The sequence below is a fragment of the Paenibacillus odorifer genome (assembly GCF_000758725.1).
In the GTDB taxonomy this organism is placed as follows: Bacteria; Bacillota; Bacilli; order Paenibacillales; family Paenibacillaceae; genus Paenibacillus_AQ; species Paenibacillus_AQ odorifer.
Genome location: NZ_CP009428.1, coordinates 1026442 through 1044279, shown reverse-complemented (window position 1 = coordinate 1044279; position 17838 = coordinate 1026442). Strand labels below are relative to the sequence as shown.

Genomic DNA, 17838 nt, shown 5'->3' with positions numbered 1-17838 from the left:
TTTCAAGTTGTTCAATTAACATTGACTAGTGTCCGTCATGTGTTGTGCTCTCTTCTAACGGAGAACTAGGTGTCGGCTCATCCAGTTCTGGATTAGGCTCGGTGTTGAATTCCGTCTCACTGGATGGTGCTGGAGTCGGGTGAATTTCTTTATTATCCTGATGCTCCATGCTTCCGTTATCCGTATCCATTTCAGTGCCACCATTACTCATATGGTCACCATGGCTTCCCGGAGGCGGGCTAAAGGATAAGTGAGTATTCGTATACGTTTTACGTCCGACATGTTCCATTTCCAAAAGACCTTTAAATTCATCTTCCGTCAGTGGACCCGCCGTTTCTTTAACGTCTTTCACCCATTCCTGATAATCCTTATCTGTCATCGCAAGTGTTTCAAACTCCATGTGGGCAAAGCCCTTACCATTAAAGTTCGCATTTCTTCCGACATAAGAACCTACAGTATCAGCTGAAAGATGCAAGGTTGTGATCATGTCGCTCATCGCGTATTTTTGTCCTCCCAATTGTGGGATCCAAAGACTTGAGATTGTACCGAAAGAATACAATCTGAACTCTACAGCGCGGTGAACTGGAATATTAACGTAGTTTACTGTTTCGATCCCTTCCTCTGGATAGCTGAAATGCCATTTCCAGTTAGAGGAGGAAGCATAGATTACAAGCGGTTTCTGATCTTTATAATCCGCTGCAACATTTTCTACATCTACTGTTGTTTTGACGGTGACTACGGAGAGGAATGCCACGATAATAATCGGAATGGTAATCCAGATAGCCTCCAGCCATTTGTTTCCTTCCTCGTGAGGAGGAATATAATCTTCGTTGCTTTTTTTAGCACGGTATTTCAAAAGAACGAAGACATATAAGATGTAGACAACTGCCAGAACACCGAGCATCATAACAATGGAGAGAATGATCGTGTCAGATAAAGTTCTTGCAGCCGGCCCCTTCGGATTCAGAACAGCGATTGAACTGCATCCTGGCAAGAGTAAAATTAGGCTGAGAAATAAAGCGTATAACGGTCCCTTTTTGTTCATGCTTAAGCTCCTTCCTTCAATACTTCTTTTATTAACCCTCAACATTAACCTTTATATATAGTAAGAATTTATGGGGAAGAAAGCAAAAGACTTATTTTTCCATTTAGCCTAAAAAAGACCTTAATAATGGCGAACAAGTTAAATATGTGTGATCAATTTGTTACAAGTTTCTAATAGTATGATAAAGATCACTGTAACGGCGCTGTTTATGGGTTGAAAAATTCCGTTCAAACTTTGTTCAATAGTTTACTAAAGTTGCTAATTTGGACACATCTATTTTGCGCAAAACGGGGTTATTTTAACCATTTTTGTTGATGCGTCAGTATTTAGCCAGAGTTACGTGCTTTTTATGATTGTGGTTGAAATCACAGTTAACTACTAAAAGGTAACAAATTATTCTGCTGGGGGTTACAATCTCTCAAATTTCATTCTATCAATGTATGATAAGGTAATAGACAAATATACATAGATAGGAGATTTTTGACGATGTCTTTAAAGAAAGTATGGCTATTATTAATCGTATTATTCATAGGTTCTGGATCAATACGAGCGATAGATTCAGTGAATGCAGCAGGTGCAGGCTCCCTTAGGTTAGGTGTGAACGATAAGTTAACAACTATTGAAGCAGTTTCGGTAAAAGATACCTATTACGTTCCTCTACGTGATCTGTCACAGGAACTTAAGTTAACGCTAACTGGAGTGAGTGATGGGATAAAAGTTACAGGTCAGAACAGATCAATCAAACTGCTGAATGATCATGCAACAGCTACTCTAAGCGATGGAAAGACCATATCCATGAATACATTTTTGAAAAACGGAAAAACCATGGTTCCACTGAAATTGACTTCTTATCTTGGTTTCGGAATTTCCTTTAAAGCAGATCAAAATTTATTGCGTGTAAAAGATGGCTCAGCTACATTAGATGATGCAACATTTGTGAGTAAATTTAAAAAGGAAATGAAGCCAACCGCAACTCCTGGAACTTCTACGCCAACTGTTGGGAAGCAAGGTAAGACCGTATACCTCACCTTTGATGATGGACCAACGGCCACTACTTCTACATTGCTTGATATTTTGGCAAAATATGATGCGAAGGCAACTTTTTTCATGATCGGACCGAATATGAACCAGCATACTGCGCAAGTGAAACGGATTGCGAATGAAGGACATGGTCTCGCATTGCATGGAATGACGCACCGGAAAGAGAAGTTTTATGCTTCACCTGCCGCTGCACTGGGTGAGATGGATAACGATAACGCCATTTTGAAAAAGATTACAGGTCAAAGCACCACACTGATTCGTCCTCCTTATGGAAGCAAACCTTATTTCACAAAGACCTTTAGAGATAAAGTGTTGGCTCAAGGTTATCATCTGTGGGATTGGAACGTGGACTCTGAGGATTGGAAATACAAGGATGCTAGTACGACGATCTATAATTCGGTTATGAATCAGGTTCATAAGCTGCAGAAATCGCAGACCAATCCAGTTATTCTGATGCATGATCAAAAGGCTACACTTAAAGTGCTTCCTCGTATTTTAGAGTCATTGAAAAAAGAAGGATATACATTCCACGTCATTAGCTCAGATCTGAAACCTCTAAATTTCTGGAAGGATACACGCTGAGTTTTTATTAAAAATCAAGAGGGGATCCCAACAGCTGTGAACTAGCTGTTGGGATCCCCTCTTTTTTCAAGTCTTGAACTAAACACTAATTTTTGTTTAATCCAACCACATTCATGCTCCCGAGTTTTTCTATCGGACCCAGATGACCTTAATTGCTGGATTTGCCACTGTTTCGGGTGCTATCGGACCCCATAGCCGCTATTGGTGCGAAAAACACTAGTTTCCAGCGTTTTCCACAACAATAGCTGCGCTGGTGTCCGAAACTTCGCTACAAAGGCGATAAATGGGCAAATAGCGGCGGCTGTGTCCGATACTCCGCTTCCAAGCCGCAAACCAGTGGGGATGAGTATAAGCCCACGTTATCGGACCCAGATGACCTTAATTGCTGGATTTAGCTATATTTCGGACGCTATCGGACCTCATAGCCGCTATTGATGCGAAATAAACCAGTTTCCAGCGTTTTCCACACCAATAGCTGCACTGGAGTCCGAAACTTCGCTCCAATGGTGATAAATGGGCAAATAGCGGCGGCTGTGTCCGATAGCCTGTGGGGGTAAGCATAAGCCCACATTATCGGACCCAGATGACATTAAACTGGGGAATATCAAGTAGATAGTGTGTTTAAAAAACTAGAGAACAGCCGGGGACACTAGGGTTACGGGGTACAGGGTACAGGCTACAGGGTACGGGGTACGGGGTACGGGGTACGGGGTACGGGGTACGGGGTACGGGGTACGGGGTACGGGGTACGGGGTACGGGGTACGGGGTACGGGGTACGGGGTACGGGGTACGGGGTACGGGTACGGGGTACGGGGTACGGGGTACGGGGTACGGGGTACGGGGTACGGGGTACGGGGTACGGGGTACGGGGTACGGGGTACGGGGTACGGGGTACGGGGTACGGGGTACGGGGTACGGTTTACAGGTTATGGGGTACGAGTATACCGATCATCGCCGAAGTTTTTATTGTTTCCATCCCTCTGTCTTGCCTGCCAATAGTGTCGCTGGAGGTCACATAGCATATGTTTGCCCGCAACCTACTGAAACAAGCTTACATCTATCCGCTCCTGAGCTGCTGAGACCAACTTACATCTCTCCCACCTTGACCAACTGAGATCAGCTGGCTCGCGCTTGCTCCCAATCTGCTAAAACCACAAACAGCAGAGCAGCGATCTCCGTTACTGGAGAACCGCTGCTCTGCTGTTTTTTTAACATTATTATGAAGCTCTATAGTTTGAAGCTGGACAATATTTTTTGCAGATCTTCTGCCAGCACCGCTAAATACTGAGCTGAAGCCGACATTTCCTCCATTGCGGATAGTTGCTCCTGACTCGCTGCACTTGTGTCCTGAACACCCTCCGCCCCTTTACTAGATATAACGTTGACCTGTTCCATAGCTGCTGCCACACCTTGTGATTCCATGGCTACATGAGCAACCGCTTCTCTAATTTCGGCTGTCTGTAAGGTAGCTTCTTTAATGGAAGTCTGAATCTCATGAAAAGCTTGAGATACCAGATGACTTTGAACTACGCCATTGGTGACTAGCTCAGTACCCAAAGCCATGGATTCTACTGCGCTTTCGGTTTGCTTTTGGATATGTGTAATAATATCTGTAACCCGCAAAGAACTATTTCTAGTTGCTTCCGCCAGATTACGAATTTCTCCAGCAACTACAGCAAATCCCCGTCCATGCTCACCGGCCCGTGCTGCTTCTATAGAAGCGTTGAGCGCAAGCAGATTCGTCTGTGTAGCAATACCGTTAATCGTTGTAATAATTGTATTAATCTCTTGTGACAATGTCCCCAGATTAGAAACAATCTCCTGACTCTGAGTTACACTGAGGTCAATTTCCTTCATCTGCACAATGATTTGGTCTACAGCCTCTACTCCACGATCCGATGAACCGGAAACTACGCCCATTAGATCCGACATTTCATAGCTGCTGCCCTCTACGGCTGCAATATCATTGGTCATTGCTTTTATGGAACGTGTTGTATTGTTAATGCTCTCTGTCTGTTCATCAAAACCCGCGGCAATCTCTCCAGAAGATACAGCGATCATTTGTGAAGCCAATGAGGTCTGCTCAGCGCTTGCACTCATCTCTTCCGATGAAGCTGACAGCAGCTCCGCACTCTCTGCAATCCCTTGCATCATCTTCCGCAAGCCCTGCAGCATATTGTTAAATGAACTGTTAATTTGGCCGATCTCATCCTTGGCAGTGTACGTTGCTATTACGGTCAAATCTCCATTTTCTGCCCGCTTCATTATTCCTTGCAGTTCTTTAAGGGGTTTTGTTATCAGTCGAATGATTGCAATACTAATCACGATACAAATCACACAGGCGAACGTAATCATTATGGTATTGTTTACCCGCATGCTTTTAGCGGTTGCCATGGAATCTGAATTGTGTTCATCAGCATCTTTAAGCAACGAATCACTAATTCCTTTAAGTAGGTTGATCATTTTTTCACGGGAATCGTTAAACTCGCCTGAAAATACTCGATAGGCCTCTTGATTATGATTACTATCAGCAATCTTTATAATGTTGTCCCGCTGTGCGCGATAATCTGGCAAAAAGGACTCATACTCTTTGATTTTACTTACAATAGCAGGATCATTATACTGAATCGCTTTCACCTTGTTCATAAGTTCATTGTTATCCTGAACCTTCACTTGGATACTCTCAGAAAGTTCTTTGTTTTTGCTGGCATCAACGCTAATCAAACGCTCCAAAAGATAGGATTCAATAGCCCGATTATTCGTACGCATCTGCCCCACGTAAGAAACAGGCAATAAATTTTCATTATATGTCTCATTTGTCTTTTCGGCCATTCGGGTCATCGTGATGATGCCTATGCCCCCTACAACATTCACCATGATTACAGCGAATACCAAAAGCAGCCCTATTTTGTATTTCACTTTCAAATTTTTCATCTACACTCCGCCTTCGCATTATCTTATGATCTATCTATTTTTATCGGTCGGAAGGGCTAAGAGTTTGATGATTTTTTGAATATTGTGTCGAATAAAAGTATATATTGTCATAAAACGACTTTCCTCCAAATATAAAAAGGGCGGGCACCCGATCCGTTAGTTACTCCGAATCCATGTACCCGCCTAATCAATCCTCTTCCTTATTCTCCAGAGGTATAGTACCAATATAAAGTATCACCGTTCTGCAAAATATAGCTGTCTGCACTTATGCTTGGATCAGCATCCCGGTTCGTTTTATACTTCCATCCGCTGCTTGGGCCTTCATCAAATTCAGCCAACCCGTCAATAGACTTCACGTAGATGCTTCCAGCGTTGCCGGATGATACTACCTTAGTGCCTAATTGACTGACTAGTAAGCTATAAGCCGTTTCGCCCTCTTTTAGAGCTACTGTTGTACTGGCTAGGATGGTTCCCTTCCGGCTATCTCCAATCACTGAAAGGGTAGCGGTAGCTTTAGCTGGAGCAATAACAGACGATCCAACAGTCAGAGACTGAGTATAACGCGCTACGCTCGGTACGCTGTCTTTAGCATAGCCGGTAACAGTCATTGTATAGCTATTTGCCGGGAGACCCCCATCAACAACAGCTACACCTTGTTCATTCGTGATTACCTTCTTATCACCAATCGAAACCTGCACACCTGCTGCTGGTGAGGTAACCGGATCAGAAGTGAAACTGTCCTGATTCCACACCCACTTTTTCTGAGAAACCTTTACGGTAAAAGCTTCATTAGCTTTTGGCTGCGTTGGGGAAAGCGCCACAGAATCTATAACCTGTGTATTTTCACCTGCATAATAGACAAGCACACGATCGGATTCCTGTAGTTCGAACGCATCCATACCCACACTTGGATATATCCACTCCCCGCCGCGTGATACTACGAAGCTCCACCATCCGTCGTAAGTACCTTGCGAAACTCCATGGATACCTGATACAAAGTTGCCATAAGACGATTTGGTGATATCTACTTTAAAATCATCGGTAGACCCTAGTTGCTGCAACGCTTCAAGAGCATTGGAGGCTTTTAAAGTCCCTTCACTAATCAATCCTTCCGGGCCTTCAACGGTAAGTGAAGCTGTTACATTCTTAGAAATTACCTTTATAGCTTTTGTATATTTAGCAACCGTTGGCGCTTTACCTTCGCGGTAGCCAGTTACAGTCAGTGTATAGTCACCTGCGGGCACATTTCCTGAGAATACGGCCTCACCTTTAGCATTCGTCGTTACCGTCTGAGCTCCAATTTGGACCTGAACACCCGCAGCTTTTGCAGTTACAGGAGAGGAAGTGTTCGTAGCAGCGTCCCATTTCCACGTCTTACTAGTTACAATGACGTTAAAAGAATCGCCCTCTTTAAGATTTGCTTTGGAAAGGGTAACGGAATCCACAAGTTTAGTGTCATCTCCGGCATAATAAACCAGTACCTGATCTGAATCTTTAAGTACAAAATCACTCATGCCTACATCGGGATTAATCCATTTTCCGTCACGTGATACAACATACATCCATCCGTCATAACCACCAAAGCTTCCAGCAGCAATACTTCCGATGCCAGTCACATAACTGCCCGAAGGATTCGTGATCGGCAAGTTCGTTTGAAGCGCCAGCTTCTCTAACGCTCCAAGTGCGTTGCCAGCATAGGCGTACCCTTGTGCCAACGTGGCCCGTGGTCCCTCAATCGTTACAGGAGCGTAGATGAGTGAGCTCTGAACGGAGGATTTGGAAAAATCGTATAGCTTACTGTTGCTTCCTTTATACAGCAAATTATACGCAACCAGCGCCTGAAGTCCTTGCTCTGTCGCCAGAACATTACTGCTTCCACCACGGCTATGGGTGAAGCTACCATCAGCTAGACGATAGCTAAGCAGGTTCTCCATTAGATCCACTTTGTTTTTGGTGTATTCTAATCCACTAGGATCAACTCCGAAGGATGTGAGTCCAAGGATTGCTTGTGCGCTACTTTCAGCACTGTCACCGTAACCCCCATGGCTATCTTGAGCTGCAGATAACCAAGCTACGGCTTGTAGCCCTGCTAAGTAGGCTTCAGGATTATTTTTATGTGCCGCCAGAGCCGTCAAGGTTATCGCTGTCATATCAGACTCACTTGCGCCCGAGGTTAATGCAAAGCCCCCATCCGGATTCTGTTTGGAGAGAATCTCCGTAAGGAGCTTATCCGCCGTCCATTTCGCGTCACTTGGGATATTATATTTACCAGAATCCAGCGCAAGTAAGGCATATACCGGATTATTTAGCGTCTGTTCACTGAGCTTGCTGTTATTATAAATTTTCTCAATCAGATTATAGCCAGGAGTCGTTCCGTTACCAGCAAAGCTAGTAGGATCTGCACCAATCGCTCTCACTGCGAGCACGATTCGAGCATAATCGGTTACATTGGCGAAATTGCCAGCTGCATCCTTTACTTTTTTCTCAAGCTCTGAATGGTAACTGGCTGGCAGCTTATATCCTGCTTGCGCTAATCCAATAGCTTGCCAATCCGATTGCACGCCACCTTTCAAGAGATATTCTGCAGCCGCATAAGTCGCATCCGCAACATTAATCCGCTCCGCAGCAGTTGCTTCCAGACCGGAGCCAGCGCTCGCTTCTGCAAATATTTGTCCTGCCGGAGCAAGAGATGTTCCTAGAATTGAAATGACCATGAATAAGGCCAGCCCAAGTGCTACAAACTTGGAAGACATGATTTTCTTCATTGTTTAACCTCTTTCTGTATAAGAATGGGTACTGCTGGGAATAAGACGCATAACATAAAGACCGCCCCTTTGGAGGGCGGTCAGGGAAGATTACAAATCGAGGCTCCGGCGCTTGCTTCCTGCCGATAGTCCATCTGTATATGTTCCACATTCTTACCCCACGAAGAATAGAAACGCTCACAAAAAAGGCAGGTCTCCTGGCTAATGCTTCATCGCTGTTCTTCACCTTCCCACCCTACCTTCAGGGCAGTGGCTTATAGAAGAAACGCTCCGCACATACAGTGGCGGGACCACGCCGGACTCATGCACCGGACTTCCCTTTTAAGCAGACGACTAGATTGATAGAGTCTGCACCTTTTCCAGTATGTAGTATCTTATTTTGACATCCATAATCATATCTATTAATACATAGCATGTCTATAGAAAAGCTTAGTATGGGCAGCAAAAAAATGAACAGCAATACACCACCTGCCGGTAGGTATTGCTGTTCAGAAAGCTTGTTATTCGGCTGTTCCTTCCGGACTTGCAGTTGGGGAGGGTTCAGCACTTGAATCAGAAGCTGGTGGAAAATTAGGGTCGGGATCTACGATCAATGTAAATCTTCCGGCCTTGATCATACTTTTCTCTAGAATTGTCGCTCCAGGCTCCAATGTAACCTCAACCTGATAGGATGGTTGTTCACCTTCAGTCACAGCTGTTGCGGAAGGCAACCCAGTGCTGTCCTCAGTATCAGAGGAAGGCGTAGGAGACGGAGAAGCATCAGCTACTGCGTTAGGAGCATCTGCACCTTCTGCTGTTCCTCCAGTAGTGCCAGCGGCATCTGAATCGGCTGCGGCGTTTCCCTCATCCGTCCCATCCGTTGACGGCACTGGACAAGTGCCATTCGTAGCAGCGACCTTAAAGCTTTTATCTATCTCTGTAGACGAAGACATTAAACTAATCTCAGTCGGTTGAAACTGCACACAGTCATCTGCACTTGCGAAGGTGAACACCAATATGCTGCTCCCCTTATCTCCTTCGTCGCTCTGATCCTTCAAGTATACTGAAGCCGGAGGCAGCTCATTACCTGCACTCTGAACAGGGGTCGGCTCAGGGCTTGTCCCCGGCAGAGCCGTCTTCGTATCATCCGGGCGTAACATACTGAATACGATAATTGCAATAATCACCAGAATACCCGTAATGGAGCCGGAGATTAAGAGTCGAAATCGGCTGCGGCTGATCCAGCGCGCCAGCGGGGAAGCCAGTTGGGAGCGGGCTTCATTGTACACATTTTGCAGAGCAGGCCGAGCTGCCGCGACATAGTTCTTTCGGAATTCCCGATTCTTGAACGCTTCACGATCACTGCTCAGGAAATACTTCAGAATCGCCTTACGGTAACCCGGTTGCAGCTTTTTATTCGAAACCGTAAATAAAGGATTGCCTTGCGACCAAGCAAAAAACCGATAGATGATTTCTTTGTCGGAACCGGATTTACGCTTTAACAGCTCCAGAAGCGCATCGTAATCCAGCGGACCCCCTTCACGCTGAGTTGTATAGTAAAAGGCTAGCGGAAGCCGTTCAAAGGGTTCCAGAACACGCGCCTCTTTTAGCAAACGACGACCCAGTAGCTGCACATCGTCTAGTTCCTGCGGAGACAATCCTGTAAAAATCTCTTCATTCGGCTTCTCTTCACCAAACCAGCGGTAAGCTGCACGCAGCGCATTCTCTTTCTGCTTGCTAATCCTATCCAGTGGCGGCTGCCAATCGACAACATTACCATACCGTAAAAAAACTACCTCCAGAAGCTCCTCCTGCGTCATATCGGAAAGCGATAAGCGGTTCAGTAAGAATCTATCTGCTGAAGCAGCAAGATCCTGCATTAGGGAGAGTGCCTTAGGAGCAACTCCTGTTCCTTTGCGGCGATCTTTTTCTGCCTTATCTACAATTTCATGAATTTCCGCTACAGAAGCCACCGGATCATGTTCCAGCTGGAGCTTTTCAAGCAAATAATCCTTCACAGCATTTTGAGCAAAAGACTGCTCTAACGCCACTGGCAGGAACCGCCCCCAATGGAGTACAAAGCTCAGTATATCCGCAGATCTGGACGCCGCAGCTAGTCTTGATTCCATATAAGGCTCAAGTAGCTGCTTACGGAAATATGTTTCAGACATCACGCGCTGGAAGTAGGCTCCACTTAACTCATCATTACTCTCAATGATCCCGTAAGCGGCACTCAAGATATCCTTGCGGCCCGCTTCCACACTATGAAGCATCCCATTGATGAAATAATCCACGATTCTGACCCTGTAATTGTGATCCTTAAGTACAAAATACTCCTTAAAACATTCCATAATCGCCGGATCTGGCACATTCCTTTGCCGAATCAGATCAAATTCCCGGTCGAACCGTTCTAAGAAAATATCGTTCAAGCGGATTCTAGAATGAATTGCACCGTCTGGTTTAAGGTAAGAGAGCAAACCACTTAGCACCGCACTCTTATTCTCCGTATATAAATGCTCGTTCCCTTGCTCAATCTCATAAAATATAGCCAGCTCATTATAGAAAGCAAGGGATAGCTTATGCTCAGGACTCTCTCCACGCAGAATCTGATCGGCGAAGCTTACAAAGTCGTTAATATCTCCTGGATTCAGCAGTAACAGCTTCCACACCAAATCAGCATAAGGCTGGCGGGACTCACCAAAATCGACATTTCCCATCCGTCTGGAAGCCAAATCGAAGGTATAATCCTTCTCAATACTGCGATCACCGGGACGCAGCGAACCTTTTTCCACAAAGCTAAGATGTATATATTTACGGCTTTTCGGTTCATTCGCATACGTAATCACGCCTAATCTACGGCGGAATTCATACGGCAGCACGCTATACAGAATTTCTGTAAGCTCCACCGCCCGCGCGGACAACTCCGTGATAGGTACGTTTAGAGCCACGTAGATTTTTTTCTTACCTGCTACAGAGAGCATCACAGCTTGCAATAACGCCTTGAATATCCCTTCATCAATCCCTAACAAGCGTAAGCCTGCGATTGGGTCAGGGCTGCGGTCTGTGCGAACAACTGGAATAGAGGGCAGCTCCGGCAAAGTTCCACCAAGCTCTCCAGTATAACTCTCTGCAAAATCAGCATGCAGCCAGTCCCCATAGCTCTGGACAATTTCTTCGGAACGTGAAGCAGGAACTACATAGTTATGTGCAAAAAAGGCGCTTCGTTGGCCTGTGAAATCGGCCGCTTGATAACGACTAAGCCCAATAACTGTATCCCCGTTCTCGGCATGAAATAGGTGCAGCGCACCAGGATATGCAGCCTCATCCTTCTCCCCACGCGCGGTCAACTCCGCAGGAGCATCGTAGAGGCAGAAGGGATGAAGGATTTTTTTCACAAAATTATTGTCTAGACTATCTGATTTCGCTACCGTATCGAAGCCTTCTGTGGAACGAAACACTCCGCGACGTTCGCGGGTATACATCTGTTGGGCGATTGTTGACCCTGAGAAACCATTCACGGGCCGTCGCTCCCCTCAATATACTTCAGCTTATGCAGCAGCCAAATAAAAGGCTCGTCTACACGAATCGGGCTTACTACACCCTCAATCTTTTGATTCACAGGATTGCTGCCCAACGCAGATACTGCAAAATAACCCGTATTCGCGAAATAAACATCCATCGTATCTTTAAAGGGTCTGTCCACCTTACCAATAAATCTGCGAATTTCCCCGTCGATGTTATGGAACTCGTCCATGTTTAATGTTTTGCGATGAACATAGTTATTGAACACATTGCTGTTGGACTTGATATAATCGCCATCCTCATCCTTCAGCGAATGCAGCATATCACTTTTTGCAAGTACAACCGCTGTTGGAATGTCTGTCTTACTCTTTTCCTGATAGGCAATAAAATCACCAAACATCGTCAGCACCACATCGCGCGGCTCGTCATATTGTGAGACCCATTCTCCGGGGCGGTCACCGATGTTAATATGAATTTTTTCACGGATAGAACGGATTTGCAGCGGATCGACCATAAACAGAATACCCGCAGAGTTCTTGATATGCTGACCATGAAGTCCAAGATAATCCTGATCCACCATCCCCTCACCTGCTACATCAAAGAATACAAGTGTCAGTGGCGGTTTATTTTCATCCTTAAAGACAAATTGAAAGATAAAAGGCTCCTGCATTTTTTCCTTCTGTGTAGAAGCCAGCAGATCCCCGCGCTCAAAAAGCGGTTCTTCATACAATGTACGGAACTTACGGCTAATCTCTGCATTAAGCGGCATACAAGCGGCATCAAAATGACCTGCTGTAGTATGCTGCAACGTGTGGATCAACGAGGTCATATACACCGATTTCCCGACTTGGGATGCCCCGATAATCGAGATGATGTTACTTGGCACCTTCCCGGCAGTCACCGGCAGCTCATTATGGCAGGCCGGGCAAAGCCGTCTGCGCGTAAGCACACCGTAACGATCCGTAAGCCCAGTTAACACATGATCCGTGTAATGATGATATTCTTCCGGAATATCCGCCGGGTTGATAATCGCTTCTATGTCATCTACCGTATCGAGCCCGAAGCGCTCACGGTATTTGTTCAAGGCGTCATCCTCACCCAATGCGTAATTTTCATCGTCCTCCCGGCTGTGCATAGCCCGAAAGACGACATCCTCCGGAGAGAATTTGGTGAAGCAATACGGACACACTATATCGTAAAAAAGCGGCCGCGGCTCCGGCTGATTCTTTTTCATAAAACGGCTAAAAAAAGACATCTACTCATCCTCCCAAAAGTTGTATCTACGTACTTGCTATGAACGCACTGCTCATTACCCGCTTGTACACGTAGACCGAGTCTCACTCCGGTACCAATTCGTAATAAAGCCCATATTTCTTGCCATCGGTGAAAAAGATGCGTACAAAATCATCCTTACCGATTTCAATCGGCGGAAGTACATTGCGTCCAGGAGCGAAATCCTGTACGAAGGGAAAGAGAATACCATCCTCTTTCCCTGCCGGATGCCCTCCACGTTTCTTGACATAACAGAGGACATCCCGTGCCACGGGCACTTCTGCCGTAATCGCCATATGTACGGTCTTTTGTTTTCCGAATAAGGCTTTTTTTTGTTGAATGGAATAATAGATTCGGGCTTTGCCTGCACTGACCATCACCCGGTTCACACCATCACTTTGCCTCACCAGTACAGTCTCACCGTTCTCAGCAAGACGAGCAAATATGGTATAGGATATCAGGCCGATATCATCCAATCGATCACGATAACCATTGTTAGATTTGTATTCCTCACGAGTGTAGAGCTTCATCCCTACTGGCGGATCATCTCCGGTTCCCATGTCAGCCGCTTCTGCGGAGGTTTTGTGGATGTACACCGCCTGCACGCCGTCCGGCCAGCGCCATCTCAGCGTACAGAATCGGTCATCCACTTGGGATGTCACATCCGTTATTCCCGGAGCGGAAGCATTAACCTCGGCGTACCTCATTAATGTAAACCCCTTTCCGCTACACTAGAATCCTTTGCTGTTCCGGTTTCTGCGCCGACCCGGAAAGTTATCCGATGCTGGTGCAGGCGCTGCGTTATTGTTTCTTCTATTTCGATAAATACGTCCTTCACCTACCGGAATGACGCCTGTAAATAATGCAATAATAGCAGCTAATATTAGAACAGCCAGAAGACGAATAAGACTATCTGTAAAGGAGTCACCGCTAAGTCCAAATTCCAGAATCAGTCCTGCGAACAAGCCAGATATTACGCCGCCAATCCCAAAGCTTTTAGCCAAATGACGGTTATCAAACATAATTCCCAGACCTAATCCAAGCGCAGCCCCCATCAACATCAATGATAATATACGAACCGCAGCATAATAAGGACTGTCTGCCGTTGAATCACTGCGCTCAGTTAGCAGCGTCCGATCTCCCAGACGGTCATAGATCTGCTGGAACACATCGCCCAGAAGGGCTGAATCCTTGACATCATAATAGTGTCCGCCTGTCACTCTCGCAATATCCTGCAACAGCTGATTGCCTGCTGGATCATTCAAGCCCAGACCAATGGTATTCACGGCAATACCGCGCTCTACATAAGCCTGCAACTCTCTTGTGGTATCGAAATTACTCACTCCGTCAGACAACAAGATGACCATAGCTCCTTGGTCTTTTTTGCCGTCACTATCAATTTCCTTGAGTGCCTCCGAGACCGCACCGCTAATATTCGTGCCGCCTTCGGTTGGCTGCAGATTATCGATTGCAGTCAGCACCTTCTCACGATTCTCCGAATTTGAAAGTGGCGTTAAAGGCTGGACAACTACAGCTTCGTTGTTAAAGGTCACCACGGCCACCTTATTGTCAGTGTCCATTTTTGTAATTAACGCTTTTGCTGCTGAATACCGGCTATTATCGGGATCACTCTGCGTCATACTGCCTGAGTCATCGATAGCCATCACCACATTCTTAACCGGTCTGGCACCGCCAAAATTCAGTTCATAAACGAACTCCGTTAAGGCTCCAACTCCAAGTGCAAGGACAATCATCAGAGGCAGCAGTTTCCACGATAACCCCAGGTAGCGTTGTTTCCATGAAGCTCCGTTCAGTCGTGGCGAGATCATCTCTGCAAGCAGGCAGCCTACACCGACACCCAGCGCCACAATGGCAAAATAAATACCCACAAGCAGGATGGAAGGCAGATCGTTATACCAGCTTAGCAGCCATTCGCCAAAAAGAAAGGCGACCCCGCCGCCGATCAGACTGAAGAAGAGCAGCAGCAGATTGATTTTTCTCTGCATCGTTATACTTCCTTTCCGGGAAAACCTGAATTGTACTATTATCCTTTAAACATTCCGGGGGTTATGCTGCCTGATAAACGGGCTACCCGGATGTGTTATCATCCCCCAGATTGCACTTTGTGCAATAGAATGGAGTAGGAGGAACAACTATTTCTATTCTATTGCACAGTGTGCATTGGAAATAAGGAGAAATGTCCCTATCCCAGAAATCTACTTAAATCTACTGTATCAATATTGCACAAAGGCAATAAAGGGACTCAAAGTGAGGGTACCCATCTATTACGCCATCAGCGCATCTCAGGAAGCTGATCTTCACTCAGCCCATGGAGCTGATAGCCATTCTGAGCATAAGTCTCATAATAGACCTTACCGTTGCGATAATAGAGCAGGTCTTCTAAATGAAAGCCGCCCATCAGGTTGAGCTTCTCCACTCCGCTCCTCCGCTGCTCATGCACGAATCCTAACCGGTAAATCCGAGTTGTCTCATCCACTCCAAATGCGTAGCGTAGGAATTCTGATGAACTGTCTCCGAAGAAATATTTCTCCTCATGACGATGCTCTTGCGTATATTCGAATAGCCGAACATTAATGGCCGCGCCCTCTTCCAAATTATGATACAAGCGCTTGAACAGCTCTTCCCTCGATAGAACCTGACGATTCTCATAGGCAGCCGCAACATTTGCACGCCGCAGAAGCTCTTCCTCAAAAGATAAATTGAAAGGTTCTGCTGTCAGCAGCTCCCGGCGGCAAATATCAATCAAACGCTCAATCACAGCTTCTTTCCCTTGTTCTAAGAGCTTGGAGATACTGCCCATGTACTTCTCACTGAAGAATATTCCAGGTCCACGCCGGGTTTCGATATCCTTCATCACTTCTTCTGTGACTACGCGGTAGTATTCCATTACGTTCTGGCCCGTTGTTTCGTTTGTTCGCCCAATGCTGTCCATAACAGTAATACGCAATTCTTCCTCCAAAGTCTCCATAGCTTTCACACGAGCCATACTTTCCATATGAAGCTGCTCAAGTGCAGATTCCAAACGACTGCATAGGGCAAGCTCACTTTCTAGGCCCAATAGTTCATATTTTTTGCCATATACGGCTGAGAATAAGTAATGAATGAAGTTACGTACTGTTCTTTTGTCAAAAAGCGGCACACGCTGGAACGGCTGGCGCTCCACGCTTTCTGCATAAAGATCCTCAAGCTCCTCCTGCATGGAGAGAATCGCGGAACGCAAGCCTGCCATATGCTGACGTAAAAGATGGAGCACACTTCCGGCTTCATCACGATCTGCCGTCCACTCCGCAAGCTGATAAAAGGTTACCGCAGGCGTAGATGTTTCCTGTGCCGCCAGCATAGTGCGCCATTGGCGTAATGGATTCATTCCCTCTACTCTCCGGTTTGACTCTGCCACAAAGTTATTGCGGAAATAAGCTTCGCCCCCTTCACCGAACAACTGCCGTTCAGCTTCACGAAGTGACAGCTGCTTCAGTTCATTATAGGAAGGGCGTCCGTGACTCATTAAACCCGTCATTTCATTCAGGCCGTCTTTCTCCGGAAGTAGCTGTACCGCGTGTTCCCGCAAGCTGTCAGGGTCCAGCCCTAACAACGCCTGCCGTTCACGTATAGTCCACGAACTGCCCTCACTCATATCGGAGACAAGCCGCCGGAACGCATGATACAGCACTGCCAAAGCAATTTGAACATTAGGTCTTCTTACCCCGGAAAAGCCAGCAGAGGCGTAGCCTTGTCTTCCAGTGCTGCCTCTGATGCCGCTTTTGAAGGTCATATTGTTATATCCGCCATGACCAGTAGCCTGATCAGAAGCCGGGCGGACCCGATTTTTGAGCAGACTAATATGAGAAATAATCTCGTAGTTGTCATCCATACCGTGTGCAGACATCATACCGCGCTCATTTTTATCGGAGAGCAGATACACAAGGTCAAATAATGCGGAAGGACCATGGCCAACTGGAATCGACAGACCGTCTTCCGTCACAAGTAACGGCGCATTAAACTTATAGTCCGTAGCCTGCATTCTGTCCAATTCACGCAGAAAAGCCAGCCCTACTGAGCTGGAATATCCAAAATTATCCCCTTGCTCCCGCTCATTGATCAGAGCGTAGAGATCTGTCTGTACGGACTTGAAGGACTGGCCGAGTACAGCACGAGCCAGCAGTGTAATTTCCGGCAGCAATACATTAAGCGGATCATCAACCCGCGTAATGATAGAGAGATGGATGACGTCAAAAGATGAATATAGACGTCCATAATCCGCTATACTGTTGCTCAGCCGCCGGATAACTTTATTCATTTCAGCAAGATAACGTGTATCCTCATGAAACTTGCGGTAAAGTTCATGACGCACAGTGCGTGGATCTGACCCTGCCGTTTCCGGCAAGGCCATGGCCAGCACCCGGTCTTTCCCTCCCGCAACAGATTCACTTTTGCTTCCGTCTGTTCCCTCTTTTGCTGCACCTGACACAGCATGTAATGCCATAACACCGCCGGCGTTATCCCATTTTCGTTCGCAGCTATCCAGCACCGGACCGATGGCCGGAGCAACCTTGTCGCCTACGAACAGAAACAGGGCAGGGTAATGGATGCTGCTGCGTCCATCCCCTTTGCTGCGCTGTGCCTCTTCCTGTACCGCATATTGTTCACCATAAGATAATGCCTGTGTTTTGATCATA

At 46.3% G+C, this 17838-nt stretch carries 9 protein-coding genes and 1 riboswitch; of the genes, 1 reads left to right on the top strand and 8 read right to left on the bottom strand.

Annotated elements, in window-relative coordinates:
• Nucleotides 1-25 precede the first annotated feature (25 nt).
• Nucleotides 26-1045 (bottom strand): cytochrome aa3 quinol oxidase subunit II, encoded by a 1020-nt coding sequence (gene qoxA / locus PODO_RS04400; RefSeq protein ID WP_036680822.1) that lies wholly within the window; start codon nt 1043-1045, stop codon nt 26-28.
• A 486-nt stretch (nt 1046-1531) separates the two neighbouring features.
• Here qoxA and PODO_RS04395 point away from each other — a divergent pair, with 486 nt between their 5' ends.
• The gene (locus tag PODO_RS04395) at nt 1532-2668 is read left to right on the top strand and encodes a polysaccharide deacetylase family protein (protein WP_038568873.1); all 1137 of its coding nucleotides are present in this window, start codon (nt 1532-1534) and stop codon (nt 2666-2668) included.
• A gap of 1228 nt (nt 2669-3896) precedes the next feature.
• Here PODO_RS04395 and PODO_RS04390 read toward each other — a convergent pair.
• The 7 genes from PODO_RS04390 to PODO_RS04360 all read right to left on the bottom strand — a co-directional run bounded on the left by PODO_RS04390 (nt 3897) and on the right by PODO_RS04360 (nt 17837).
• Nucleotides 3897-5603 (bottom strand): methyl-accepting chemotaxis protein, encoded by a 1707-nt coding sequence (locus PODO_RS04390; protein ID WP_036680818.1) that lies wholly within the window; start codon nt 5601-5603, stop codon nt 3897-3899.
• Between the two features lie 200 nt (nt 5604-5803).
• On the bottom strand, nt 5804-8368 hold the full coding sequence (locus tag PODO_RS29845) for a DUF4430 domain-containing protein (protein WP_051491156.1): 2565 nt from the start codon (nt 8366-8368) through the stop codon (nt 5804-5806).
• A gap of 170 nt (nt 8369-8538) precedes the next feature.
• A riboswitch (cobalamin riboswitch) is annotated at nt 8539-8741 on the bottom strand.
• Nucleotides 8742-8868: 127 nt separating this feature from the next.
• On the bottom strand, nt 8869-11865 hold the full coding sequence (locus PODO_RS04380) for a GAP1-N2 domain-containing protein (RefSeq protein WP_052096792.1): 2997 nt from the start codon (nt 11863-11865) through the stop codon (nt 8869-8871).
• Entirely contained in the window at nt 11862-13124 is a 1263-nt protein-coding gene (locus tag PODO_RS04375; protein ID WP_038568871.1) for a hypothetical protein, read from the bottom strand. The genes PODO_RS04380 and PODO_RS04375 overlap by 4 nt, the downstream gene beginning before the upstream one ends.
• An 82-nt stretch (nt 13125-13206) precedes the next feature.
• Nucleotides 13207-13848: a hypothetical protein gene (locus tag PODO_RS04370; protein WP_036680814.1), complete on the bottom strand. Its 642-nt coding sequence runs from the start codon at nt 13846-13848 to the stop codon at nt 13207-13209.
• Nucleotides 13849-13872: 24 nt separating this feature from the next.
• Entirely contained in the window at nt 13873-15147 is a 1275-nt protein-coding gene (locus PODO_RS04365; RefSeq protein WP_036680812.1) for a vWA domain-containing protein, read from the bottom strand.
• A 287-nt stretch (nt 15148-15434) separates the two neighbouring features.
• Nucleotides 15435-17837 carry a transcription initiation factor TFIID gene (locus PODO_RS04360; RefSeq protein ID WP_051491149.1) on the bottom strand — a complete coding sequence of 801 codons (2403 nt, stop codon included), beginning with the start codon at nt 17835-17837 and terminating at the stop codon, nt 15435-15437.
• Nucleotide 17838 lies beyond the last annotated feature (1 nt).